The organism is Paraburkholderia sp. RL18-085-BIA-A, assembly GCF_046027075.1.
In the GTDB taxonomy this organism is placed as follows: domain Bacteria; phylum Pseudomonadota; class Gammaproteobacteria; order Burkholderiales; family Burkholderiaceae; genus Paraburkholderia.
In genome coordinates this window covers 17498-42465 of record NZ_JARESU010000054.1, presented here as the reverse complement: position 1 = coordinate 42465, position 24968 = coordinate 17498, and the positions used below count along the sequence as shown (strand labels likewise).

Here is a 24968-nt window from a genome sequence, read left to right as displayed (position 1 = left end):
ACCGGTCACAGACCGCGCATGCTTCGCATAGCTCGTGCTGCTGCACACGCCCCCGCTCACGCCGAACACTCGGCGGCGGAACGTGCGCAGCGGCGCTGACTCAGCCCGCGCGGCGCTGCTGCGCCATCGACACCGCCGTGTCGATGGCGGCAATCAGGCTGCCCGCATCGGCGCGGCCGGTGCCGGCGAGATCGAGCGCGGTGCCGTGATCGACCGAAGTGCGGATGATCGGCAAGCCGAGCGTCACATTGATGCCTTCGCCGAACGTCGCGTATTTCAACACCGGCAGGCCCTGATCGTGAAACATCGCCAGCACGCAGTCGGCCTGCTCCAGATAACGCGGCTGGAACAGCGTGTCGGCCGGATAGGGACCGCGCGCGTCGATGCCCTGGTCGTTCACGAGTTTGAGCGCCGGCGTGATGACGTCGATTTCCTCGTGGCCCAGATAGCCGTTCTCGCCCGCGTGCGGGTTCAACCCGGTCACGAGGATGCGCGGCGCCGGCAAGCCGAAGTGATGGCGCAGATCGTGGTCGATGATACGCAGCGTCTCGACAAGACTCTCGATGGACAGCGCGGCGGAAACATCCTTGAGCGGCAGATGCGTGGTCGCGAGCGCAACGCGCAGCGGACGCCTGCCGGTGCCGGCCAGCATCATCACTACACGCGGCGTGTGGGTGCGCTCGGCCAGGTATTCGGTGTGGCCGGTGAACGGCACGCCGGCGTCGTTGATGGTGCTTTTCTGCAGCGGCGCGGTGACGATTGCGTCGAACGTGCCGGCCATTGCGCCGTCGATCGCGCTGTCGAGCAGATCGAGCACGTAGCGGCCGTTGGCGGCGTCGAGCTTGCCCGCAAGCGACGGCGCGCCGAGCGCCGTATGCTGCACGCGCACGCGCTGCCCGTGCGCCAGCAGCGCAGCCCAATCGACACCCACCGCGCGCGCGCGTTCGGCAAGCAGAGCGGCGTCGCCGAGCACGGTGAACTGTGCGGCGGGCCAATGCGTGGCCGCGCCGGCCAACGCCTGCGCGGTCAGTTCGGGGCCGACGCCGGCGGGCTCGCCAGTCGTGATCGCGATCTGCAACGGCTGGCTGGCGGACTGGGCGACGCTCGTCATGATGTTATTGCACGCTCGGTAGCGTGGGTTTGACTTCCACGTACGCGGTGTCGCGCAGCTCGCGCAGCCAGTCGGCGTAAGCCTGTTCCGCCTTGCGCTGACCGATTGCCTGACGCGCCAGATCCATCTGCTGCGACACCGAGCCTTCCGATTCGCGGCGGCCCAGCACCTGGATCAGGTGGTAGCCGTACTCACTGCGGACCGGGTCGCTGATCTGGCCATCCTGCAGCGAGTTCATTGCACGCTCGAATTCCGGCACCGTCTCGCCCGGGCTGATCCAGCCGAGGTCGCCGCCTTGCGACGCCGAACCGTCTTGCGAGTAAGTGTGCGCGAACTTCGAGAAGTCGCCGCCCGCGGCGATCTGGTTCTTGATGTCGAGCAGCTTCTGACGTGCCTGCGGCTCCGACATGCCGTCGCCGACGCGCAGCAGGATGTGGCGCACGTGCGTCTGCACAAGCTTCGGCGCATCCGAGCTGGTGCCCTGACCGGCGCGGCGGTCGACCAGCCGCACGATTTCGAAACCGTCGCTGGTGCGGATCAGATCCGGACTGACTTCGCCCGGGCGCATCGTCGACGCGGCCTTGACGAATTCAGGCGGCAGCTTGGACGGCGCGAGGAAACCCAGGTCGCCGCCGTTCTTCGCCGCATCCGGTGCCTGCGAGCTGGACTTCGCGAGCTTTTCGAAATTGGCGCCGCCCTTGGCTTCGTTCAGCAGCGCCTGGGCCTTCTGCTGCGCCGCCTCGATGTCGGTCTCCGACGCGTTCAGCGGCGCCTTCACGAAAATGTGCTGCAAGTGCAGGTCGCTCGTCTGGCCGGCGTTCGGGCCACGCTGACTGGCGATGTAGTTCGCGACCTCGGCGTCCGACACCGTGATCTTGCTGTCTACTTCCTTCTCGCGTAGACGCGACAGCGTGAGTTCGGTACGTGCGTCGCCGGTGAACGTGGTCCAGGGCACGCCTTGCGCCTCGATGCGCGCGCGGTACATGTCGAGCGACATGTTGTTCGCCTGCGCAAGCCGCTCGAGCGTTTTTTGCACGGCGGCGTCGTCGATGTTGATGCCGTCTTCTTTCGCCTTCTGCAGCTGGATGCGCTCCAGCACCATCTGGTTGAGCACCTGCTGGCGCAATTGTTCCATCGGCGGGACCGGCGCGTTCTGCTGGTTCAGGCGCCGCGTGATCAGGCTGATGCGCTCGTCGAGCTCGCGTCGCGTGATGACACCGTTGTTGACCACTGCGGCGATGGTGTCGACCGTCTGGCCGCTATTGCCGCCCAGCGCCTGCGCCTGTACCGGCGCAACCGACAGGAAAGACGCCGCGCCGACGAGACCGGCCGCAAGCGTTGCCAAGCGAAGCTTTTTCATGATTGCCACAGATACTCCAATGATGTCGGGCACGCCTGGCCCGTCTTTTCGCATTCTATAAATGATCGGGCGCACGTCATTCGTAATTGGTGAAACGCGACTCCGGCGGCGGGGGCGGCGGCAACGGCGTATAGCCAGCCACGCTGCTGCGGAACGCGGTCATCAGCCCGTTGTCGACGCTCGACAAGCCCTTGAACGTCAACTGCGCGAGAAACCGCGTGCTCGACTGAGTCTGCCCCGATGTGTTCAGACCGTTCGCATAGCGCTGGAGGCCGGCGCCGAGCGTCCAGCAGTCGGCGTCGTATTGCATGCCGATCAGACCGTCGACGATCCGATGGCCGTTCAGGTCGTAATTGAAACGGGCGACGCCGTACACCCGGTGCGTCAGCGGCCATTGGCCCGAAACCAGCACCTGGTTGATCGGCTGGTTGTCGAGCGTGGTGTTCGCGCGCGTGTAGCGATACGCGACGTTGATCACCTTGCCGCTCGCCGGACTGAACCCGAAGCCGACGCTCGTCTTCACCAGCTGATTGTTGTCGGCATTATATTGGAACGCCGTTTCCGAAGCGAAACCGGCGCCGAGCTTGATCGACGCACCCGCGATCAGGTCCGAGTGTGCGGTCTGGGTGGTGGTCTGGGTCGGCTCCAGCGTGACGCGCTGATCCTGGAAAAAGTACTGCTGCGCGATCACGAAGCGGGCGCGTTCGTCGCCCGTGGCCGGGTTGATGAAGCGCGTGGTGATGGCGGCCGTCAGACGGTTCGCGTCGGCGATCCGGTCGTTACCGACGAAGGTGTTCGGCTGGAAAATCTCCGCCAGACCGAAGTCGGAGTCGGCGGTGTCGAACAGCGGAGCGTTGTTCTGGTTGCGAAACGGCGTGTACACGTAGTACAGGCGTGGCTCCAGCGTCTGGATGTAATCCGCGCCGAACACGCGCACCGAACGCTCGAAAATCAGCCCCGTGTCGAAGCTCAGCGTCGGGATCGACTCGGTGAAATTCTTCACCGAGCCGGCCGGCAGATCGGTGCCGATGTTGTTCAGGTTGTACGACGCGAAGTGCCACTGCACCTTCGGCGTGACGAAGTAGCCCGGCCCGACCACCGAATACGACACGTACGGGTTGAACAGCACCCGCTGGCCTTCGGTCAGGTCCGCGGTGGTGATGCGGAAGTCCGAGTAGTCGGCCTCGGCGCCGAAGTCGAAACCGCCGATGTTGTACTTCGCGTACTTCACGTTCAACTGCGGCTCGCGGCCATACGGCGCGACCGACGGCGTCAGCGTTTGCCAGTGCTGCTCGCGCGCGAGCACGGACCACGGGCCGTTGTTGTAGGTCAACCCGGCTTCCTGCTGATACAGGAGCTGCGTGCCGTTAATGAACTGACTGACCGACGACGACAGGTCTTCCGGATAGGTGTTATCCGAAACCCTGTTGTAGTAGATGTAACCGCCGAACCCGTTGCCGAAGTTCTGGTTGTGCTGGATGTACAGCGCGTAGCGGTTCGTATGCGTTATATGGTCGTCCGGCAGGAACTCGCCGGTGATCGAACCGGAATACGTGGGTGACAGATACCGGAACGTGCTCTGCAACTGCACACCGCGTTTCGAGATCAGACGCGGCGTGACGAGCAGATCGCGATTCGGCGCGATGTTGAAGTAATACGGCACCGACAGTTCGAGGCCGTTGGTCGAACTCAGCGAGAACGTGGGCGGCAAAATCCCGCTGCGCCGGGCGCCCGACAGCGGGAACGACAGCCACGGCGACGCGAACACCGGCACGCCCTGGAAGAACAGCACGCTGTTGTACGCTACCCCTTCGTCCGCGCCGGTGTCGAAGTCGAACTCGCTGCCCTTGATGTACCACGCCGGGTTGTCCGTGCAAGCGCACGCAGTGTAAGTGCCCTTCGTGAACACCGAGCGTTCGGAGTCGAGCAGGTCGACACGCTCCGCGCTGCCCGAGCCGCCGGTCAGGTTGAAGTGGTATTTCGGCGAGGTCATGAAGCCTTCGGTCGAGTCCACGCGCAGATGCGCTTCGGGACCGATGAAGGTATTGCCGCTGTTGATCACGTGCACCTGGCCGTACGCGTCGGCCATGTCCGTGTCCTGATCGTAGTGCAGCGCGTCGGCCTTGATCACGGCGGTATTGTGGCGCACCTCGGCCGAACCCTTGGCCGCCAGGTCCTGGTCGATGGTGCCGCTCGCGCTGTCGCCGAGCACGAACGTGGCCGGCCTCTGGCCGGTTTGCAGCGGATGTTCTTCGAGTTGCGGGGCAAGCCGCATGCCCCATGGCGCATCGATAGGCTGCGGCTGCGCGGCTTCCCCCACCAACTGGGCGTGCGCAAGCGCGGGCATCAGGCCCGGAGCGGCGATCAAAGCCGCGACGAGCCGCCTTTTGCGCGGCACTACGGCACAAGAGGGAGTCGTTTGGGAAAGCTGTCTAGGCGGCATGTATCGTTTGGCGAATCGGCCCGTCCGTCAGCTATTGCAGTCACGATCCACCGCCTGCACACCCCGACCGTGACAGTCGGCTGTACATCAATATTTACAATCTGTCGAACGATGAGGCGGGCGGTAAAGCGGAACACGCGAAAGCTGGCGTGAGTCGCGTCAAAAAAGTCGTGGGGTATTATATGGCAAGACGTTGCCCCTCTGAATTTGCCGCCGGTTTTCATGACGCTCCCCCATTCCCAAGACACTACTCAAGACTTCGCCGACAACCGCCTCGAACTGCTCAAAGCCTGGCTGCAAGGCCACGCGGCGCGCTATGCGCTGCAGCTCGACACGCTTGCCCCCGCTTCGTCCGACGCCAGTTTCCGCCGCTATTTCCGGCTCACTGGTAAGGCTGCGGAAGGCGAAAGCGCCGTCACCCTGATCGCCGTCGATGCCCCGCCGCCCGAAAAGTGCCGCGAATTCGTGCAGGTCGCCGGGCTGCTCGACGCGGCCGGCGTGCACGTGCCGCGCGTGCTGGAGGTCGATTTCGACGCCGGTCTGATGCTCGTCACCGATCTGGGCACCGCGTCGTACCTCGGCGCGCTGACCGAAGCGCAACAGGCGAATGACCCGCGCCGCGCCCGCACGCTGATGCGCGACGCGCTCGACGCGCTGATCCGCTGGCAACTGAGCTCGCGCGAAAACGTGCTGCCGCCGTTCGACGAAGCATTCCTGCGCCGCGAGATGGAGTTGATGCCGGAGTGGTTCATCGGCCGGCACCTGGGCCGCGAGGTCGACGACAGGACGCGCGGATTGCTTGATCGCACGTTCGCGCTGCTGATCGCGAGTGCGCGCGCGCAGCCCCAAGTGTTCATGCTGCGCGATTTCATGCCACGCAATCTGATGGTTGCCGCGCCGGATTCGCAACGTCCCGCCGCCAATCCCGGCGTGCTCGACTTCCAGGACGCGGTGTACGGCCCGATCACGTACGACGTCGCTTCGCTGCTACGCGACGCGTTCCTCGGCTGGGACGAGGAGTTCGAACTGGATTGCTTCGTGTACTACTGGGAACGCGCGAAAAAGGCCGGCCTGCCGGTCGATGCCGATTTCGGCGAGTTCTACCGCCAGATCGAATGGATGGGGCTGCAACGGCACATCAAGGTGCTGGGGCTGTTCTGCCGGATCAACTACCGGGACAACAAGCCGCATTACATGAAAGATCTGCCGCGTTTCATCGGCTATGCGCGCAAGGTGGCCGAACGCTATGCGCCGCTGCGTCCGTTCGCGAAGCTGCTCGACGAACTCGAAGGCCGCGCGAATGAAGTCGGCTACACGTTCTGACCAAAAACAATGTCCCTGAAGAAAGCGATGATTTTCGCCGCGGGCCGCGGCGATCGCATGCGTCCGTTGACCGACGCCTGCCCCAAGCCTTTGCTCGAAGTGGGCGGCAAACCGCTGATCGTGTGGCAGATCGAACGGCTCGCGCGGGCCGGCTTCCAGACCATCGTGATCAACCATGCTTGGCTCGGCGCGCAGATCGAAGCCGCGCTCGGCGACGGTTCGCGCTGGCAGGTCGAATTGCGCTACTCGGCTGAACACGAGGCGTTGGAGACAGCGGGCGGCATCGTCCAGGCGTTGCCGCTGCTGGAGGATGACGGCGCGAGCGAAGTGTTCGCGGCCGTCGCCGGCGACGTGTACGCCGATTTCGATTACGCCGCGCTGAATGCTCGCGCCGACACCCTCAAGACACTCCCCGAGCCGGGCATGCATCTGGTGATGGTGCCGAATCCGGCGTTTCATCCGCACGGCGACTTCAGTCTGGCTGACGGCGTGCTGTCGCTCGACGCACAGCCCCGCTTGACGTTCGGCAGCATCGGGCTCTACGACACGCGCATGTTCCGCGATCTGCCGCGCGGCACCCGGCGCGCGCTCACGCCTTATTACCGCGACACGATTGCCCGCGGGCTCGCGAGTGGCGAGTTGTACGAAGGCTTGTGGGAGAACGTCGGCACGCCTGCGCAGTTGCACGCGCTAGATCAACGGTTGAGCGCGCGCTGAGCGCAGCGAGCCGGGGTAACTCCGCGTGCGTCGAGCAGAACGCCGGCATTGTGCGACGCTCTGCTCGATGCGCAACGCCGCATAGTTCGCGCCTGGCATTCGATCGCGCGTCAGCGTCTACCTACCAGGTTCACCACTCGAGCCGCCTCGCGCCTTCCGCAAGTCAAATAAAGCGCGGCCCGCTCACGGTCCGCCATCCCCCGCCCCCGCCGTTTCCACCAGCTCCGGCGCCGCCGCCGCGCGCTGCTGCAGCGCCCACATCTGCGCGAACAGGCCGTTCGCGCTCAGCAATTGCGCATGCGTGCCGCGCTCGACGATGCGCCCCTTGTCCATCACGATGATCTGCTGCGCGTGCACCACCGTCGACAGCCGGTGCGCGATGATCAACGTGGTGCGCTCGCGGGCGATCTGATCGAGTTCATGCTGGATCGCGCGCTCGGAGCGCGAATCGAGCGCGGAGGTGGCTTCGTCGAACAGCAGGATCGGCGGATTCTTCAGGATGGTCCGCGCAATCGCGACGCGCTGCTTTTCGCCGCCCGACAGTTTCAGCCCCCGCTCGCCGACCGGCGTCTCATAGCCCTTCGGCAGCCCTTCGATGAACTCGTGGATATGCGCCGCGCGCGCCGCCGCGATCACTTCTTCCCGCGTCGCCGACGGCCGGCCGTAAGCGATGTTGTAGTAGATCGAATCGTTGAACAGCACCGTATCCTGCGGCACGATCCCGATCGACGCGCGCAGCGAAGCCTGCGTGACGTCGCGAATATCCTGACCGTCGATGACGATTGCGCCGCCGGTGGCGCGGTCCAGATCGTAGAAGCGGAATATCAAGCGCGCGAGCGTCGATTTGCCCGAGCCGCTATGGCCAACCACCGCTGTCGTGGTGCCCGCGGCAATCGTGAAGCTCACGTCGTGCAGAATCTGGCGCGCCGGCTCGTACGCGAAGTTCACGTGCTCGAAGCGCACCTGTGCGCCGCTCACCCGCAACGCCGGCGCATCGGCGAGATCGGGCACTTCCTGGCTCGCGCCGAGCAGCGTGAACATGCGGTCCATGTCGGTGAGACTCTGCTTCAGCTCGCGATACACGACGCCGAGGAAATTCAGCGGAATATAAAGCTGCAGCATGAAAGTGTTGATCAGCACCAGATCGCCGAGCGTGAGGCGCCCGGCCATCACGCCTTGCGTCGCGCGCCACAGAATGAACACGAGCCCCGTGCCGATGATCGCCTGCTGCCCGAAGTTCAGCGCCGACAGCGAGCGCTGCGATTTGATCGCCGCCGTGCGATAGCGCTTGAGATTTTCGTCGTAGCGGCTCGCTTCCCACTCTTCGTTGCCGAAGTACTTGACGGTCTCGTAGTTGAGCAGCGAGTCGATCGCGCGCGAGTTCGCCTTCGAATCGAGATCGTTCATCGTGCGGCGAAAATGTGTGCGCCACTCGGTGACCTTCACCGTGAAGACGATGTACACCGCGAGCGCGATGAACGTGACGATCGCGTAGTACGCCTCATATTTGACGACGAAAAAGCCGAGCACGAGCCCGACTTCGACCAGAGTCGGCAGAATGCTGTATAGCGAATATGAAATGAGCTGCGTGATGCCGCGCGTGCCGCGCTCGATGTCGCGCGACATACCGCCCGTTTGCCGTTCGAGATGAAACCGCAACGACAGCGCATGCAAGTGGCGAAACACCTTCAGCGCCAGTTGCCGCACCGCGCTCTCGGTCACTTTCGAAAACAGGATCTCGCGCAGTTCGGTGAAGAGCGACGTGGACAGCCGCGCCACCGCGTACGCGACCACCAGCAGCCCGACCCCGCCCAGCAGCACGATGACCGGCGAGTCGTGCGCGCGGCCGAGCGCGGTCAGATGCTGGACCGACGCGAGGCTGTCGACGATGCGCTTCATCACGATCGGCACGCCGAGATTCGCGACCTTCGCGCCGATCAGGCAGCTCAGCGCGAAACCGACCCGCCATTTGTAGGTGGCGAGGTAGGGCAGCAGCGACAGGATCGTCTGCCAGTCGTTGCGAGGCTGGGTGGAGATCGGCGAGGGTTCGGACGAGGACGGGCGGCGCATGGGGATCTACAAGGGGGAGAGTGTGGAAATGCCGGAGTTCGTAGCGGTGCGCCGAACGCGAACGCGGCATGCCGATCCGGCACACTGCTTTTGTCGCGCGACCCCGCTGGGCGCTTTCCCGTACAATTCCTGATCTTTCTATTGTCGCAGAAGCCGGCTGGCGCCGCTTTTCATGGGCTGTCGGCCGTGGGCCGCACGTTGGCCGCGCGGCCGTGCTGGATGGCCGGGTTTCCCGCCGCCAGGCGCAGTCGTCGTGAAATGCCCGCCTGCTGGTCGAGCCGACCGAGCCAATACGTTTCTCAAGGGTGTCCCGATGACCGATCTTCTTCAACTGCCGTCCAAGCCTTGCGCGCTGCGCGTCGTGCCGCAACCGTCGGACGCGAATGTCCACGGCGACGTGTTCGGCGGCTGGATCATGGCGCAGGTGGATATCGCCGGCTCGATTCCGGCGAGCCGCCGCGCCAACGGACGGGTGGCGACCATCGCGGTCAACTCGTTCGTGTTCAAGCAGCCGGTGTTCGTCGGCGATCTGCTGAGCTTTTACGCGGACATCGTCAAGACGGGCAATACGTCGGTGACGGTGTCGGTCGAGGTCTACGCGCAGCGCATGAGCCTGACCGAAGATGTCGTGAAGGTCACCGAGGCGATGCTCACCTACGTCGCCACCGACAGCGACCGTCGCCCGCGCGCGCTGCCGCTGCTCGATTGAGCAGCCAGCGCGAGCGCGCAATGAAAACGAGGCGCCGAGGCGCCTCGTTCAGTTTCACGCGTCAATATCCGCATGACTGATCGCACGCGACGCGCAGCGCCCTATTGGCTCGCTGCCGCGCCGATGCCCGCCTTCTTCTGCGCGTTCTGAATGTCGGTCGGATAGTTCGGATCGTTGCGCGACGGTTGATAGCCGTGCGCCTCCAGTTGTTTCAGCTCCGCGTTTTTCCTCTCCCGCGCCTGCTTGCGCGCGGCCTTGCGCTCGGCCTTCGTGGTGGCGGCCGGTTTCGACGCGTCCATCGGCTTCGCCGCATCCGAATCGGCTCCCGCCGGGCCGCCACCGCCACCGCCGCCGCTTTGCGCGAACGCGGGCGCGGCAGACGCCAGGCTCAGTACCACCGATGCCAGCAACACAGCCAGTTTCTTCGCAGGTGCAGACGTCATGTTCTCTCCAGTCGGATTGGCGGATAGTTGGATGGTCGGCGGCGTCATGCCCGCAACCCTGCGCGAGCAGCGAGCGCGCATAGCGCCACGTGAATCGATGCTTCGTGGTCCCCGGCAAAGCCGGAGATGGGAACCACGAATATAGCCGACCGAAACGCGTGCGCAAATCGCCATGATCCGCCAGCGCGCGGCCTAGGCGGCGCGAATCGACGGTGTCGACAAACCGCCGCCGCGCAAATAAGTGTCGACCTGGCCTTCGATCCATTGTGCGAAATGGGCCTGCCTGGCATTGAGCACGTCGCGCTGCTGCCACACGAGCCAATACGGATAGCGGTACGGCACGCGGATATCCGTGATCTGCACCAGCGCGCGTTGCGCCAATGCATGCGCGACCAGACTGCACCGTTCGAGCGCGATGCCCTGCCCGAGCAAAACCGCGCCGATCACGATGTTCGAGTCGTTGGCCGACAGCACCACGGCGTCGGCGGCGGGCGCTGCGACCTGGGCCGCCTGACACCAGTCGGTCCACGGCGCGTCGGGGCTGGAGATCAGCGGACAGGCGAGCACGTCTGCGGCCGTGACCGGAAAGCGGCCATGCGGCCCGAGCGCGAAATGCGGCGCCGCGACCACCACCATGTCGTCGTCGAACAGCTTTTGTTGCGCGACGTCGGGCCAATGCCCCTGCCCCATGCGGATGCCGATATCGCTCACGCCCTGGCGAAAATCCTCGACCCGCAGACTGGTCAGCAGACGCACCCGGTAGTACGGGTGCGCGTCGCGAAAGCTCGCGAGGCGCGGCACCAGCCAATGCTGCGCGAACGACGGCACCGTCGAGATCACCAGTTCGCTCTCGTCGGGGCGCGCCTGCGCGCGGCGCGTGGCTTGCGTGATGTCACGCAGCGCCGCGCGGATGTCGAGTGCGTACAGCCGCCCTTCCTCGGTGAGCCGCAGCCCGCGCGCCTCGCGGATGAACAGCGTCACGCCCATCGCATCTTCCAGCACCTTGATCTGCTGGCTCACCGCCGAGTGGGTGACATGCAATTCGCGCGCGGCCTGGGTGACGCCACCCAGGCGGGCGACAGCCTCGAAGCAGCGCAGCGCGGTCAAAGGCGGGATCGGTTTCATGTTAGAACTTCTGACGGAAGTCGTCGGTAATTGTCGCTTTTTTTGGCGCGCCGGGATGCTTAATCTATCGGCTTGACGCGCTCGCTATTCGCGTCGACGTGCAATCGCCGGGCTCCGTCGGGCCAGCGGCACGCGATGATAGAACTTCTAACGGGAAAGAGATGAAACTGATCGGAATGCTCGACTCGCCCTACGTGCGGCGAGTCGCTATCTGCCTCAAATTGCTGAAGCTCAATTTCGAACACGAGTCGATTTCGGTATTCAGCACCTACGACCAGTTCGCGAAGATCAACCCGGTCGTCAAGGCGCCGACGCTGATCGCCGACAACGGCCTCACCGTGATGGACTCGACGCTGATTCTCCAGTACCTGGCGACGCTCGCCGGGCTAGGGCAGCGGTTATTCCCCACACGCCCGGACGACGCATTGCGCGCCGCCCGCCTCACGGGGCTCGCGCTCGCCGCGTGCGAGAAGAGCGTGCAGATCGTGTACGAGCGCAATCTGCGGCCGGCCGACAAGCAGCATGAGCCGTGGGTCGAGCGCGTGCGCGCGCAATTGCTCGCCGCTTACGCGGAACTCGAACGCGAGCTCGCGACGGCCGCGCTGCCGACCGGACAGGACCAGTTCGACGCGGCGGACGTGACCGTCGCAGTCGGCTGGCACTTCACGCAGATGATGTTGCCGGAGATCGTCAGCAAGGCTGAGTATCCGCACTTGCAGGCGTTTTCCGCGTTCGCGGAGGAGCTGCCGGTGTTCCGGAGCACGCCGGCGGTGTGAATGGACACGGCCGGCGGATGGGACGGCCAATCACGCCGTCTCCAGCTCCCGCGCCACGCCTCCTTGCAGCAACTCGGAAATCGCGTCCGTCGACAACGGCCTCGCGAAGTAGAAGCCCTGCATCTCGTCGCACGCTCGCTCTTTCAGGAAGTCGAGTTGCGCCGACGTTTCCACGCCTTCCGCGATCACGTGCAGCTTCAGCGAATGCGCGAGCGCGATGATCGCCGACGTGATCGTCTCGTCGTCGCCCGACACGCCGATGTCCGAGACGAACGAGCGGTCGATTTTCAGCCGGTCCACCGGGAAGCGCTTCAGATAGCTGAGGCTCGAATAGCCGGTGCCGAAGTCGTCGATCGCGAGACCGATGCCGAGCGCGTGCAGTTCGTTGAGCATCGACACCGCTTCTTCGGCGTTGCGCATGATGGTGCTTTCGGTCAGCTCCAGTTCGAGATATTTCGGTTCGAGGCCGGTCTCGGTCAGCACCTGCATCACGAGCTTCGTGATATCGCGCTGCTGGAACACCCGCGCCGACAGATTCACGGACACCCGCGTCGGCGGCAATCCCTCGTCCTGCCAGGCCTTGTTCTGGCGGCACGCTTCACGCAACACCCATTCGGACAGCGGACCGATCAGACCGCTCTCCTCCGCCACCGGAATGAACGCCGACGGCAGCACCAGTCCGACTTCCGGATCGCGCCAACGCACCAGCGCCTCGATGCCGACAATCTGTCCGCTGACAATATCCACCTGCGGCTGGTAGTGCAGCAGGAATTCGTTGTCGCGCAACGCGCGGCGCAAGCGCCGTTCGAGATTCAGCCGCGCGCCCGCGCTCGCGTTCATCTCCGGCTGATAGAACTGGAACGTGTTGCGGCCCATGTCCTTCGCGCGGTACATCGCGAGGTCGGCCTTTTTCATCAGTGTTTCGGCGTCGTCGCCGTCTTGCGGGAAGAGGCTCGCACCCATGCTGCAACCCACGTACAGCTCGGTGCCGTCGAGCCACACCGGCTCCGAGATCGACGTGCGCACGCGCTCCATCCACGCGATCAACGACTGCTCGTCGACGGTGTCGGTCATCACGATCACGAACTCGTCGCCGCCGTGCCGCGCCACCGTGTCGCTGGTGCGCGAGCAGCGCGCGAGCCGCTCGGCGACCACGCGCAGCAGACGATCGCCAACGCTATGGCCGAGACTGTCGTTGACGTTCTTGAAGCCGTCCAGATCGAGGAATACGACCGCGACGCCCTTGTGATTCCGTTGCGCGATGATGAGCGCATGCTCCAGCCGGTCGCGCAGCAGGTTGCGGTTCGGCAGGCGCGTGAGGCCATCGTAGTTCGCCTGGTATTCGAGCTGTTCCTGGTAGCGGATCAGATCGGTCACGTCGTTGATCACGCCGATGTGATGCGTGATCACGCCTTCCGCGTTCGGCACCGGCGCAATGAACAACTGATTCCAGAACAGCGCGCCGTCCTTGCGATAGTTGCGCACCACCGCGCTCACTTCGCGATTCGCCGCCAGCGCCTGGCGGATCAGCGCGACGCCTTCCTGGTCGCGGTCGTCGCGTTGCAGCACGCGGCAATCGTGGCCGATCACTTCGGCGGGATCGTAACCGGTGATGCGCATGAACGCCGGGTTCACGTATTCGATCAGATTGCCCGTGGGCGACGGCGCGGTGATCAGGATCGCGTTGACGCTCGCGTCGAGCGCGCGGCTTTGCAGACGCAACGCGAGATCGGCGCGCTTGCGCTCGGTGATGTCGGTGTACGACCCGAGCACGCCGATCACGCGGCCCTCGCCGTCGGTGAACGGCAGCTTGCTCGTGACCGTGGTGTGGTGCACGCCGTCGATCACCACGTCGACTTCGAAGTTCATCTTCGGCACGCCGGTGCTCACCACTTCCTTGTCGTGGTCGTTCAGCAGCTCGGCGAACGCGCGCCACGGCAGGTCGGCGTCGCTCTTGCCGACTACCTGCTCGGGATACGCGAGCCCCGCATCGCGCGCGAACGCCATGTTGCAGCCGAGATAGCGCGAGCTCAGGTCTTTCCAGAAAATGCGCTGCGGAATGTTGTCGATCACCGCTTCGAGCATCTGGTTCGACCGTTGCGCTTCGGCTTCGGCGTTGATCTGGTCGGTAACGTCGTCGGCCAGCACGAAGAGCGCCGCGCGGCCCACGAAGTTCAGCGCGTGATAGGACACGTCGACGCTGATGATTGAACCGTCCTTGCGCCGGTGATGCCAGATGCCCGCCATCGTGCGGCCATGCGGGACCGCGCCGGCGCGTTGCAGATACGATTCGAGACGCGCGATCTCGGCGTGCGAGCGGATCCCGCGAATCGTCATGCCGAGCAATTCGTCTTCCGTGTAGCCGTATTGCTGGATCGCGGCCGCGTTGACGGCGAGAAACCGCAGCGTCTCGCGATCGAAGATATACATCGGCACCGGGTGGTCGTCGAACAGGCCGCGAAAGCGCTCGTCGTTGCGGCCGAGCGCGCGCACCGTGCGCAGCTTTTCCCGCGCGCTGCTTTCGCGCGCGCCGAACGTGAAGATCAGCAGCACGCTGCCGGTCAGCATCGTTACGATCAACAGGAACATGGCGCGCTGCGTCTCGCTCGCCGAGGCCGCGAGCGCCCGCTGCAACGCGTGGTTTTCCTCGCTGCGCAGCGCGGCCAGCGCGTCTTCCACGCGATCGAGTTCGAGTCCGAGGCGGGTGTACGTCGACGCGGCCCAGGCGCGCGACGCATCGGGTTCGGTGGCGGTGGCGCTGACGGCCGAGGTCGTCGCCGCGCTTTTCAACAGCGCGTCGTCGATGTCGTGTTGCAGCGCGTGGCTATCCGCGCTCAGCCTGGCCAGCGCGTCGAGCATCGGCGGCTCGCCGGCGAGTTCCTGATGCAGTACACGGTCCAGACCGGCGAGCGACGTCGCCATCGCAGCGGCCGCGTTGACCGGGACCGGCTCGCCCGATGCCTCGAAATGGCCGAGCGCGGCCAGCGCCGCGTCGAGCGCCAGGTGGTAGCCGTCGATGTGCTGGCGCACGCTCGTCGAACGCAGCATGCGCTCAGCGGCGTCGCGCTGGCCGCAAATCTGCGTGTAGGCGACGAACGCGTTCGCCCCGACCGCGGCAACGACGACCGCTACGTTGATCAGCAGCCGCTTCGATAAAAAAGGAGTCATGGATTCCGAACGTCAATCGTTCCGAGGGCGGGAGCGCGCGGTCGCTTTCGGTGCGTCGGGCCGCATCGATGCGAGTCTTTTTACGCGCCAACCCATGGATAACGGCAGCGTTGGGTGCGGGTTGAGGGTGCGAAGTGAAATAAAGCGTAAGGGATGGGGATGGGGGTTGCGGTCGTTGGGGTGGGCCTGCGGGCGGCAGGGCTGCCGGGCTGCGATAGGCGTGGTTAGGGAACCGCGGGGCGGCGCCGGATGCGATCAATGTTCGAGCGCGTGACTTGCCGGAACTGACCGATGTTTGTGAACTGCTATGTCTAACTGCCGGAACTGCACTGCCGCGCCTCGCAGGCCGCTGTTGGCCGGTCCCATTTGGCCTGCTTTACGTAGCCTCGGCCTTACGTAGCCGTTCTCACCTCGCCGGTCGCACCTGGCCCAAGGCCTATCTAGCCGGCCGCACCTAGCCGGCCGCACCTAGCCGGCCGCACCAAATTCCTTCATCGCCGGCACGAAGTCGTGATTCGCCTCCGGCTTGCGCGACAGCTTGGCGAGCACATAGCGCTTGAACGGCGCAAGCTCCGCCCAATGGGCGACGCTCGGCGTGGCGAGCCCCGCGAGCCCCGCCTGACGCGCGACGCCGTCCGGCACGCTATCCGTGCGACGCCAGGCCGGCGCCTCCTCGGGCGTGAACCACTCCGGCTCGACGTTCGCGTGGGTGCGCAGCATTTCGAACAGCGCGTGATCGAAATTCGGCTCGATCTCCGCGTCTTCCTCGACCGGGAAGCGCGCCAGCAGCTTGCGGTCTTCGAGCGGCAGCAACTGCCACTGCTCGAGCGTGATGCGCAGCCCGAAGCGGTCGAGGTTAAAGCGCACCGACATCGGGATATAGGTGAAATTCTCCGAAGACTCGACCTCGAAGTTGAACAGAAGCGGTGCTTCGTTGAGTCCCATGACAGTGCTCCTCCTGATGGCGGACAGCGTGCAAGCGCAGCTTGAGGTATTTTAGAACCTTATTTGCGCGACGGCGGCATGACCGGGCAGCGCCACAAGCCACGCGGGCCCATGCTCATGTTAGTGGCCACCGTCGAGTGGCACCAAAGGAGGAAAGCAGCTTGAACGAACAGGAAACAGCCGGACAGCCGGGCACAGTGGAGCGCCAGGTGCGCCGTCATCGCGGCGCGGCGGTCGAAACCGTCACCGATCACGTCGGACAGGAGTGGCCGGTCGCGCTCGTCTTCAACGGTATTTCGCACGCGGTGATGATGTGCACGCCGCGCGATCTCGAAGCGTTCGCGGTCGGATTCGCGATTTCGGAAGGGATCGTCGAGCGCGGCAGCGACATTCAGGATATCGAGGTCGAGTTGCATGACGACGATGAATTGCCGCACGCCGAAGTGCAACTGCAGGTGGTGCAACAGGCGTTCGTCGCGCTGAAGGAGAAACGCCGCGCGCTGGCCGGGCGGACCGGCTGCGGCGTCTGCGGAATCGAAAGCATCGATCTGCTCGATCTGAAGCCGGAGCGAGTACCCGACACCGGCTTTCTGCAACGGCTCGCGCCGGACGCGATCGCGCGCGCCGCCCGCGAACTACCCGGCCACCAGGCGCTGACGCGGCTGACGGGCGGCCTGCACGCGGCCGCATGGGGCGACGCGGCGGGCGCGATCCGCTACGCGTTCGAGGATGTCGGCCGTCACAACGCGCTCGACAAGCTGATCGGCCAGCTCGTGCTCGATCGCGCGGATACTCGCGACGGCTTCGTGTTTCTGTCGAGCCGCGCGAGCTACGAACTGGTGCGCAAGGCCGCGCGCGTGGACGTGCCGATGGTCGCCACGATCTCCGCGCCGTCGTCGCTGGCGATTGCGATTGCCCGCAAGGCGGGCGTGCGGCTCGTCAGCTTCTGCCGCGAAGGCAGCTACGTCGACTACGACACGTTGCAGCCAGCGCGGGCTTGAGTGAATGAAGTCTGCCGGCGGTTCTCGGTGCCTCGCCGCCTAGGGGCGGTGCATCAGTCGAACTGCCTGAAGTCCGGCTTACGCTTCTCGAAGAACGCCTTGAACGCCTCGCGCGCTTCCGGCGCGAGCAGCATCTTCCCGAAGTGCACCGCTTCCTCCGACATCTGCGTTTGCAGTTCCTGGTGGCTGGTGCGCTTCATCAAACTCTTCGTCACGCGCAACGACGACGCCGGCAACGCCGCCAGCTTCGCGGCCTGCGCCGCCGCGAACGCATCGACCTCGGCGGCCGGCAGCACGCGATTCACGAAACCCATGCGGTGCGCTTCGGCCGCGTCGAACGCCTCGCCGAGCAGCAGCTTTTCCGCCGCCGCCTGATAGCCGCCCACCCGCTGCAACAGCAGACTCGACGCCGCTTCCGGACACAGACCGAGTTGCGTGAACGGCAACGAAAAGCTCGCGGTATCGGCCGCATAGACAAGATCGCAATGCAGCAGCAAGGTCGTGCCGATGCCCACCGCAGGCCCCGCCACCGACGCCACCACCGGCTTCTCCGCCGAGCTGATCGCGCGCAGGAACTGGAACACCGGCGCGTTCTCGCCCATCGGCGGCGTCTTCATGAAATCTTCGAGATCGTTGCCGGCGCTGAAAATGCCCGCGCTGCCGCGAATCAGGATGGCGCGCACCGACGTGTCGCCGTGCGCTTCGACCATTGTGTCGGCCATCGACTGATACATCGCGGCCGTAATCGCGTTCTTCTTGCCGGGCCGGTTGAAGGCAATCGTCAGCACGCCATCGGCGCGTTCGACCAGAATATCCATTGTCATCTCCTTCATCTCCTCGTGCTGTTGCTGAGAATGCAAAAACGGTTCGCAAGCCTGGTGGCCTGCGAACCGTTCTGCGGTCGTCAAGGGATCATTGCGGGGGGCATCGCGTGAACCGGCTTACAGCCGTTCGATGATGCCCGCCGCGCCCATGCCGGTGCCGACGCACATCGTCACCATCCCATACTTGTAGTCGCGGCGGCGCAGGCCATGCACGACCGTCGACGCACGAATCGCGCCCGTCGCGCCGAGCGGGTGGCCGAGGGCGATCGCGCCGCCGAGCGGATTGATCTTCGAAGGGTCCAGACCCAGGTCCTGAATCACCGCCAGCGATTGCGCGGCGAACGCTTCGTTCAGTTCGATCCAGTCGAGGTCGTCCTGCTTCAGACCGGCGGCCTTCAGCGCGGCCGGAATCGCTTCCTTCGGCCCGATGCCCATGATTTCCGGCGGCACGCCGCGCACGGCGAAGCTGACGAAGCGCGCGAGCGGCGTCAGGTTGAATTCCTTGAGGATCTTCTCCGACACGACGATCAACGCGCCGGCGCCGTCCGACGTTTGCGAGCTGTTGCCCGCCGTCACCGAGCCTTTGTTCGCGAACACCGCGCGCAGCCGGGCGAGACCTTCGAGCGACGTGTCCGCGCGCGGGCCTTCGTCGAGCGAGACTTCGCGCGTCTGTACGCGCACTTCGCCGGTCGCGAGATCGGGGAAGCGCTCGGTGATCGTGTACGCGGCGATTTCGTCGTTGAATTCGCCGGACCGTTGCGCCTCGATCGCGCGGCGGTGCGATTCGACCGAGAACGCGTCCTGCGCTTCGCGGCTGACCTTCCAGCGCTCGGCGACTTTCTCGGCGGTCAGGCCCATGCCGTATGCGATGCCGACGTCCTCGTTGCGATCGAAGATATGCGGCGACAGCGACGGCTTGTTGCCCATCATCGGCACCATGCTCATCGATTCGCAGCCGCCTGCGATCATCGCTTCCGATTCGCCGACGCGGATGCGGTCGGCGGCCATTGCCAACGCGGTCAGGCCCGACGCGCAGAAGCGGTTTACCGTGACGCCGCCGACCGAGTTCGGCAAGCCGGCCAGCAGCGCACCAATCCGCGCGACGTTCAGCCCCTGTTCCGCTTCAGGAATCGCGCAACCGACGATCGCGTCTTCGATCACCTTGGTATCGAGGCCGGGCACTTGCGCCACGGCCGACTTGATCGCGTGTACCAGCAGTTCGTCGGGCCGCGTGTTCTTGAACATTCCGCGCGGCGCCTTGCCGATCGGCGTACGGCTCGCGGCGACGATGTATGCGTCTTGCAATTGCTTTGCCATTTAAAGCTCCTTTGTCGACCGGAGTTAGCGCTTTAGCGCTTACTCCGGTCCCATGCGGTCTTATCGCGGTCGATCAGAGTTAGCGCTTTAGTGCTTACTCCGGTCCCATGCAGTCGTATCGCGGTCGACCGGAGTTAGCGCTTTAGCGACTACTCCCGTCCCATGCATATGTTTGCTATCCGCTCGTCGCTTAATTGCGCACCGGCTTGCCGGTTTGCAGCATGCCCATGATCCGTTCCTGCGTCTTCTGTGTGCCGAGCAACTCGACGAACGCACGGCGTTCGAGCTGCAACAGCCATTCCTCATCGACCAGGCTGCCCGCTTCCACATCCCCACCGCACACCGCTTCCGCGATGCGGCTGGCGATCAGGAAGTCATGCTCGCTGATGAAACGGCCGTCACGCATGTTGACGAGCGATGCCTTGATGGTCGAAATCGCCGAGCGGCCCGCGACCGGCACCTGCGTGACACGCAGCGGCGGACGATAACCCGCCGCGGCCAGCGCACGCGTTTCCTTCTTCGCGACGTCGAGCAGTTCGAACACGTTGAACACGATCGTGTCGGACGGTTTCAGGTAGCCCATCGCGCGGGCGTCGAGCGCGGACGCCGAGACCTTCGCCATCGCCGCGTTTTCGAACGACTTCTGCAGGAACTTCAGCAGGTCGCTGGTCGCGCCGACCTGCGTGGCGGCTTCCGCCGCGCGCAGCGCCGCTTCCTTCAGGCCGCCGCCGGCGGGCACGAGACCCACGCCGACTTCCACCAGTCCCATATAGCTTTCGATGTGCGCGACCCGCTTCGCGCTATGCAGCGCCAGCTCGCAGCCGCCGCCGAGCGCGATGCCCGATACCGCCGAGATCACCGGCACGCTCGCGTACTTCACGCGCAGCATGCCTTGCTGGAACTTCTTCACGAACGGCTCGATGCCCTTCGCGCCGCCCATCATGAACGCGGGCATCGCTTCTTCGAGGTTGGCGCCCGCGGAGAACGGTCCGCCAGGCGTGCCGAGTTTCAGCGACGTCGGCTGCCACACGACCAGGCCCTTGTAGTTCTTCTCGGCCAGTTCGATCGCCTGCGTCAGACCGTCGATCACCGACGGTCCGATCGTGTTCATCTTGCTCTTGAACGACACGATCAGCACGTCGTTCTCGCCCGCGCGGTCGTCGACCCATGCGCGCACGGCATCGGTTTCGAACAGCGTCTTGCCGTAGGTCTTCGGATCAGCCGCGGTTTCGCCGGCGAGCGGCGCACGGAACACCTGCTTGTCGTACACGGAGAGCGACGAGCGCGGCACGAAGGTCTTCGAAGCCGGCGACCACGAACCTTCGTTCGTATGCACGCCTCCCTTTTCCGCGATCACGCCTTCCAGCACCCACGACGGCAGCGGCACGTTCGACAGCGCCTTGCCCGCCGCGATGTCTTCCTGGACCCAGTCGGCGACCTGCTTCCAGCCGGCCGTCTGCCAGCCTTCGAACGGCCCTTCGTTCCAGCCGAAGCCCCAGCGGATCGCCAGATCGACGTCACGCGCGTTGTCGGCAATCGACTCCAGATGCACGCCGACGTAGTGATACACGTCGCGGAAGATCGCCCACAGGAATTGCGCCTGCGGATGCTGCGATTCGCGCAGCAGCTTCAAACGTTCCGCCGGCGGGCGCTTCAGGATGCGGCCGACCAGTTCGTCCGCCTTCGCGCCGCCGTCGACGTACTCGCCCGTCTTCGGGTCGAGCACCTTGATCGCCTTGCCTTCCTTCCTGTAGAAGCCGCCGCCGGTCTTCTGACCCAGCGCGCCTTTCTTTACCAGCTCGGCCAGCACGGCCGGCGTTTCATAGACCGGGAAGAACGGGTCGTCCTTCAGCGTGTCCTGCATCGTCTTGATCACGTGCGCCATCGTGTCGAGACCAACCACGTCGGCGGTGCGGAACGTGGCCGACTTCGCGCGGCCCAGGCGCGCGCCGGTCAGGTCGTCCACTTCGTCGAAGCGCAGACCGAACTTCGCGGCTTCCGTGACCACGGCGAGGATCGAGAAAACGCCGACGCGGTTGGCGATGAAGTTCGGCGTGTCTTTCGCGCGCACCACGCCCTTGCCAACCACGCTCGTCAGGAACGTTTCCAGTTGATCGAGGATTTCCGGACGCGTCGCGGCGGTCGGAATCAGTTCGACCAGATGCATGTAGCGCGGCGGGTTGAAGAAGTGCACGCCGCAAAAGCGCGCCTTCAGTTCATCCGGGAAACCTTCCGACAATGCCGTGATCGACAGGCCCGACGTATTGGTCGCGAAGATCGCGTTCGGCCCGATGTGCGGCGCGACTTTCTTGTACAGGTCGTGCTTCCAGTCCATCCGTTCGGCGATCGCTTCGATCACGAGGTCGCACTCGGCGAGCTTCGCGATGTCGTCGTCATAATTGGCGGGCTGGATGTATTGCGCGTCGTCCTTCACGCCGAACGGCGCCGGCGACAGCTTCTTCAGATTCTCGATCGCCTTCAGCGCGATCGCGTTCTTCGGGCCTTCCTTGGCCGTCAGATCGAACAGCAGCACGGGCACCTTGGCGTTGATCAGGTGCGCGGCGATCTGCGCGCCCATCACGCCGGCGCCGAGCACGGCCACCTTGCGAATGATCAGATTGCTCACGTCGTTCCTCCGGGGGAATTATGCGGATGTCGCGAAGCTTCATGGACGCTTCGCGATGTGTGGCTGGGGTCTGGCTTGCGTCGGGCGCCGCGGCTGCGACACGCGCGGCGCCTGCTTGAGGTGTAAGCGTCAGAACAGCGCTTCTTCGACGTCCATCAGCGACTTCGAACCGGCGCGCGCCTGACGGATCGTCATCGCCGTTTCCGGCAGCAGCTTCGCGAAGTAGAAGCGCGCGGTGGCGAGCTTCGCCTTGTAGAACGGATCGCCCGATGCTTCCTTGTCCAGTGCGATACGCGCCATGCGCGCCCAGAAGTACGAGAACACCAGGTGGCCGACGGTGCGCAGATACGGCACGGCCGCGGCGCCGACTTCGTCCGGGTTCTGCATCGCCTTCATGCCGATTTCCATCGTGAGCTTCTGTACCTTGTCGCCGATGTCGGCGAGCGGGTTGACGAACTCCTGCATCTCCGGCTTGATGCCTTCGGCTTCGACGAATTCCGTCACCAGCTTGCCGAACTTCTTCATCTTCGCGCCCATGTCGCCGAGAATCTTGCGGCCGAGCAGATCGAGCGCCTGAACCGCGTTGGTGCCTTCGTAGATCATGTTGATACGCGCGTCGCGCACGTACTGCTCCATGCCCCACTCCGCGATGTAGCCGTGGCCACCGTAAACCTGCATCGCGTGGTTGGTGCCTTCGAACGCGTTGTCCGACAGAAACGCTTTCAGGATCGGCGTGACCAGCGCGACGAGATCGGCGGCTTCCTTGCGCACCGCTTCGTCGCCATGCGAGAGTTCCTTGTCGATATGCAGCGCGGACCAATACGTGAACGCGCGCGCGCCTTCGGCGTAGGCCTTCTGCGTGAGCAGCATGCGGCGCACGTCGGGGTGCACGATGATCGGGTCGGCGGCTTTTTCCGGCGCCTTCGGGCCGGTCAGCGAACGCATCTGCAAACGCTCTTTCGCGTAGGTCAGCGAGTTCTGGTACGCGATCTCGGTCAAACCGAGGCTCTGCATGGCGACGCCCAGGCGCGCGGCATTCATCATCACGAACATCGCGTTCAGGCCTTTGTTCGGCTCGCCGACCAGCCAGCCCTTCGCGTTGTCGAGATTGATCACGCAGGTCGCGTTGCCGTGAATGCCCATCTTGTGTTCGATGGAGCCGCACTTCACGCCGTTGCGCTCGCCCGGCTCGCCCGCTTCGTTCGGCACGAACTTCGGCACGATGAACAGCGAAATGCCCTTGGTGCCCTTGGGCGCGTCCGGCAGACGCGCGAGCACCAGGTGAACGATGTTTTCCGCGAGATCGTGCTCGCCGCTGGAGATGAAAATCTTGGTACCGCTGATCGCATACGAGCCGTCGCTATTCGGCTCGGCCTTGGTGCGCAGAATGCCGAGGTCGGTGCCGCAATGCGGCTCGGTCAGACACATCGTGCCGGTCCAGACACCCGCGACCAGCTTCGGCAGATAGCGCTGCTGCAACTCGGGCGTGCCGTGCGCATGCAGGCATTCATACGCGCCATGCGAAAGGCCGGGGTACATCGTCCACGCCTGATTGGCCGAGTTCAGCATTTCGTAGAGCGCGTTGTTGACGAACGCGGGCAGCCCCTGGCCGCCGTATTCCGGATCGCAGCCCAGTGCGGGCCAGCCGGCTTCGACGTACTGTCGGTATGCTTCCTTGAAGCCCTTCGGCGTGGTCACGACGCCGTCGCCGGCGTACGTGCAGCCTTCCTGATCGCCGCTATGATTGAGCGGGAACAGCACTTCGGAGCAGAACTTGCCGGCCTCTTCGAGCACCGCGTTGATCGTGTCGGCGTCGAGATCCGCGTGCTTCGGCATCTGCTTGATCTCGGCTTCCACGTTAAGCAGTTCGTGCAACACGAATTGCATGTCGCGCAGCGGCGCGGCGTACTGTCCCATGACTCTCTCCAAAGTTTGACAAGAAGCCAGGCCGTTAGCTGAGTCCGCGGACCGGAACCTTCCGCGCCGCCGAATCCGGTTGATTTTCGACGGCGGGTATCCGACGGCGCTGCTAACGGCTTTCGCTTTGATACGAAACAATCAGTTTTTCCAGCGCGGCCCACGTGAGACGCACCGCATCCGGCAGGTGCAGGAAGCGCGCATCGTGATGCAGGCCGAGCGTGAAGCTGTACAGTTCGAAAAGCATCAGTTGCGGATCGGTGTCGGCGCGCAGATGCCCTTCTTCCATTGCCTGCGAAATCGCGCGCGTGAGCGCCGCACGCCAGATCGTCACGCTCGACACCAGTTGCTCACGCACCGGGTTATCCGCGCGGTCGTCGTATTCGACAGCGCCGCTGATATAGATGCAGCCGGTGGTGACTTCCTGGATGCGCTTCTCGATCCAGCGGGAAATCATCGCGCGCAAGCGCGGCAAGCCACGCGGCTCGCGCAAGCTCGGATAAAACACCTCGTCTTCGAAACGACGGTGATATTCGCGCACGACTTCGACCTGCAAATCCTCGCGCGACCCGAAATGCGCGAACACCCCGCTTTTGCTCATCTGCATGCGCTCGGCAAGCAGGCCAATTGTCAGACCTTCCAGTCCGTCGCGGCTTGCCAGATCGAGTGCTGCATCGAGAATCGCGACTCGCGTTTGTTCGCCTTTTCGCATAGCTGTTTTTTACCGTTCTAATGTGACCGAAAGAAAATCGAACGGCCGTACTATTATTGAGCGCAGCCGTCCACGAAACAAGGACTTTATTAGAAACCGGTTTCTAACCGGGTTCAATTCTGCGACATCCGTCAATCAGACGAATCAGATTTTTTAGAGGCGTTTGCCTTGGCACAGTGATTGCCATTCCGAGTGATTGCTTTGCCGATTGTCGCAGCCGGCCGACATGATGCAGCAAGTGGGCGGGAATCAAGAAGGATTTGATGGACAGCGAAGGGGTTGAGAGAAGGGCTGTTCGAGAAATTGCGAACTGCAGCCGCCGTGGATAGCGGCTGCGAGCGAGGGACTGGCGTTACGGAGACGGGGCGTTGCCAGCCCCGC

18 protein-coding genes are annotated in these 24968 nt (G+C 64.4%); 5 read left to right on the top strand and 13 right to left on the bottom strand.

Annotated features, from left to right (window positions below; all coding sequences use genetic code 11):
• Nucleotides 1-100: 100 nt before the first annotated feature.
• From pdxA to P0D89_RS29215, 3 genes are all read right to left on the bottom strand, one after another.
• On the bottom strand, nt 101-1111 hold the full coding sequence (gene pdxA, locus P0D89_RS29225) for a 4-hydroxythreonine-4-phosphate dehydrogenase PdxA (protein WP_408377581.1): 1011 nt from the start codon (nt 1109-1111) through the stop codon (nt 101-103).
• 4 nt (nt 1112-1115) lie between these two features.
• Nucleotides 1116-2480, bottom strand: a complete 1365-nt coding sequence (locus P0D89_RS29220; RefSeq protein WP_408362089.1) for a peptidylprolyl isomerase — start codon at nt 2478-2480, stop codon at nt 1116-1118.
• Between the two features lie 67 nt (nt 2481-2547).
• Nucleotides 2548-4914: an LPS-assembly protein LptD gene (locus P0D89_RS29215; RefSeq protein WP_408362088.1), complete on the bottom strand. Its 2367-nt coding sequence runs from the start codon at nt 4912-4914 to the stop codon at nt 2548-2550.
• 222 nt (nt 4915-5136) lie between these two features.
• On the opposite strand from P0D89_RS29215, the gene P0D89_RS29210 reads away from it, so the two are divergent.
• Together P0D89_RS29210 and murU are read left to right on the top strand one after the other, a co-directional pair.
• A complete protein-coding gene (locus P0D89_RS29210; RefSeq protein WP_408377579.1) occupies nt 5137-6237 on the top strand; it encodes an aminoglycoside phosphotransferase family protein in 1101 nt (366 codons plus the stop codon).
• A gap of 9 nt (nt 6238-6246) precedes the next feature.
• Nucleotides 6247-6954 carry an N-acetylmuramate alpha-1-phosphate uridylyltransferase MurU gene (gene murU, locus P0D89_RS29205; RefSeq protein WP_408362086.1) on the top strand — a complete coding sequence of 236 codons (708 nt, stop codon included), beginning with the start codon at nt 6247-6249 and terminating at the stop codon, nt 6952-6954.
• A 183-nt stretch (nt 6955-7137) separates the two neighbouring features.
• On the opposite strand, the gene P0D89_RS29200 is transcribed toward murU, so the two are convergent.
• Nucleotides 7138-9024: an ABCB family ABC transporter ATP-binding protein/permease gene (locus P0D89_RS29200; protein ID WP_408377577.1), complete on the bottom strand. Its 1887-nt coding sequence runs from the start codon at nt 9022-9024 to the stop codon at nt 7138-7140.
• A gap of 313 nt (nt 9025-9337) precedes the next feature.
• Between P0D89_RS29200 and P0D89_RS29195 the strand changes: the two genes are divergently transcribed.
• Nucleotides 9338-9733 (top strand): acyl-CoA thioesterase, encoded by a 396-nt coding sequence (locus tag P0D89_RS29195; protein ID WP_408362084.1) that lies wholly within the window; start codon nt 9338-9340, stop codon nt 9731-9733.
• Nucleotides 9734-9834: 101 nt separating this feature from the next.
• Here P0D89_RS29195 and P0D89_RS29190 read toward each other — a convergent pair whose 3' ends face one another.
• Nucleotides 9835-10176, bottom strand: coding sequence for a DUF4148 domain-containing protein (locus P0D89_RS29190; RefSeq protein WP_408377575.1), 342 nt, complete (start codon nt 10174-10176; stop codon nt 9835-9837).
• Nucleotides 10177-10368: 192 nt separating this feature from the next.
• Complete coding sequence (locus tag P0D89_RS29185) at nt 10369-11301, bottom strand: LysR substrate-binding domain-containing protein (RefSeq protein WP_408377574.1); 933 nt, start codon at nt 11299-11301, stop codon at nt 10369-10371.
• A gap of 161 nt (nt 11302-11462) precedes the next feature.
• Between P0D89_RS29185 and P0D89_RS29180 the strand changes: the two genes are divergently transcribed.
• Nucleotides 11463-12077, top strand: coding sequence for a glutathione S-transferase (locus P0D89_RS29180; RefSeq protein ID WP_408377573.1), 615 nt, complete (start codon nt 11463-11465; stop codon nt 12075-12077).
• Between the two features lie 30 nt (nt 12078-12107).
• On the opposite strand, the gene P0D89_RS29175 is transcribed toward P0D89_RS29180, so the two are convergent.
• Together P0D89_RS29175 and P0D89_RS29170 are read right to left on the bottom strand one after the other, a co-directional pair.
• Nucleotides 12108-15245: a sensor domain-containing protein gene (locus P0D89_RS29175; RefSeq protein ID WP_408377572.1), complete on the bottom strand. Its 3138-nt coding sequence runs from the start codon at nt 15243-15245 to the stop codon at nt 12108-12110.
• Nucleotides 15246-15713: 468 nt separating this feature from the next.
• Complete coding sequence (locus P0D89_RS29170; RefSeq protein WP_408377571.1) at nt 15714-16190, bottom strand: nitrate reductase associated protein; 477 nt, start codon at nt 16188-16190, stop codon at nt 15714-15716.
• Nucleotides 16191-16351: 161 nt separating this feature from the next.
• On the opposite strand from P0D89_RS29170, the gene fdhD reads away from it, so the two are divergent.
• Nucleotides 16352-17191, top strand: a complete 840-nt coding sequence (fdhD, locus tag P0D89_RS29165) for a formate dehydrogenase accessory sulfurtransferase FdhD (RefSeq protein ID WP_408377570.1) — start codon at nt 16352-16354, stop codon at nt 17189-17191.
• 53 nt (nt 17192-17244) lie between these two features.
• Here fdhD and P0D89_RS29160 read toward each other — a convergent pair whose 3' ends face one another.
• The 5 genes from P0D89_RS29160 to P0D89_RS29140 form a co-directional block, all read right to left on the bottom strand.
• Nucleotides 17245-18015 carry an enoyl-CoA hydratase gene (locus tag P0D89_RS29160; protein ID WP_408362077.1) on the bottom strand — a complete coding sequence of 257 codons (771 nt, stop codon included), beginning with the start codon at nt 18013-18015 and terminating at the stop codon, nt 17245-17247.
• A 117-nt stretch (nt 18016-18132) separates the two neighbouring features.
• On the bottom strand, nt 18133-19332 hold the full coding sequence (locus tag P0D89_RS29155; protein ID WP_408362076.1) for an acetyl-CoA C-acyltransferase: 1200 nt from the start codon (nt 19330-19332) through the stop codon (nt 18133-18135).
• A gap of 190 nt (nt 19333-19522) precedes the next feature.
• Nucleotides 19523-21958 (bottom strand): 3-hydroxyacyl-CoA dehydrogenase/enoyl-CoA hydratase family protein, encoded by a 2436-nt coding sequence (locus P0D89_RS29150; RefSeq protein WP_408377569.1) that lies wholly within the window; start codon nt 21956-21958, stop codon nt 19523-19525.
• Nucleotides 21959-22087: 129 nt separating this feature from the next.
• Nucleotides 22088-23875, bottom strand: coding sequence for an acyl-CoA dehydrogenase C-terminal domain-containing protein (locus tag P0D89_RS29145; protein ID WP_408377568.1), 1788 nt, complete (start codon nt 23873-23875; stop codon nt 22088-22090).
• Nucleotides 23876-23987: 112 nt separating this feature from the next.
• Nucleotides 23988-24587 carry a TetR/AcrR family transcriptional regulator gene (locus P0D89_RS29140; protein WP_408362073.1) on the bottom strand — a complete coding sequence of 200 codons (600 nt, stop codon included), beginning with the start codon at nt 24585-24587 and terminating at the stop codon, nt 23988-23990.
• Nucleotides 24588-24968 lie beyond the last annotated feature (381 nt).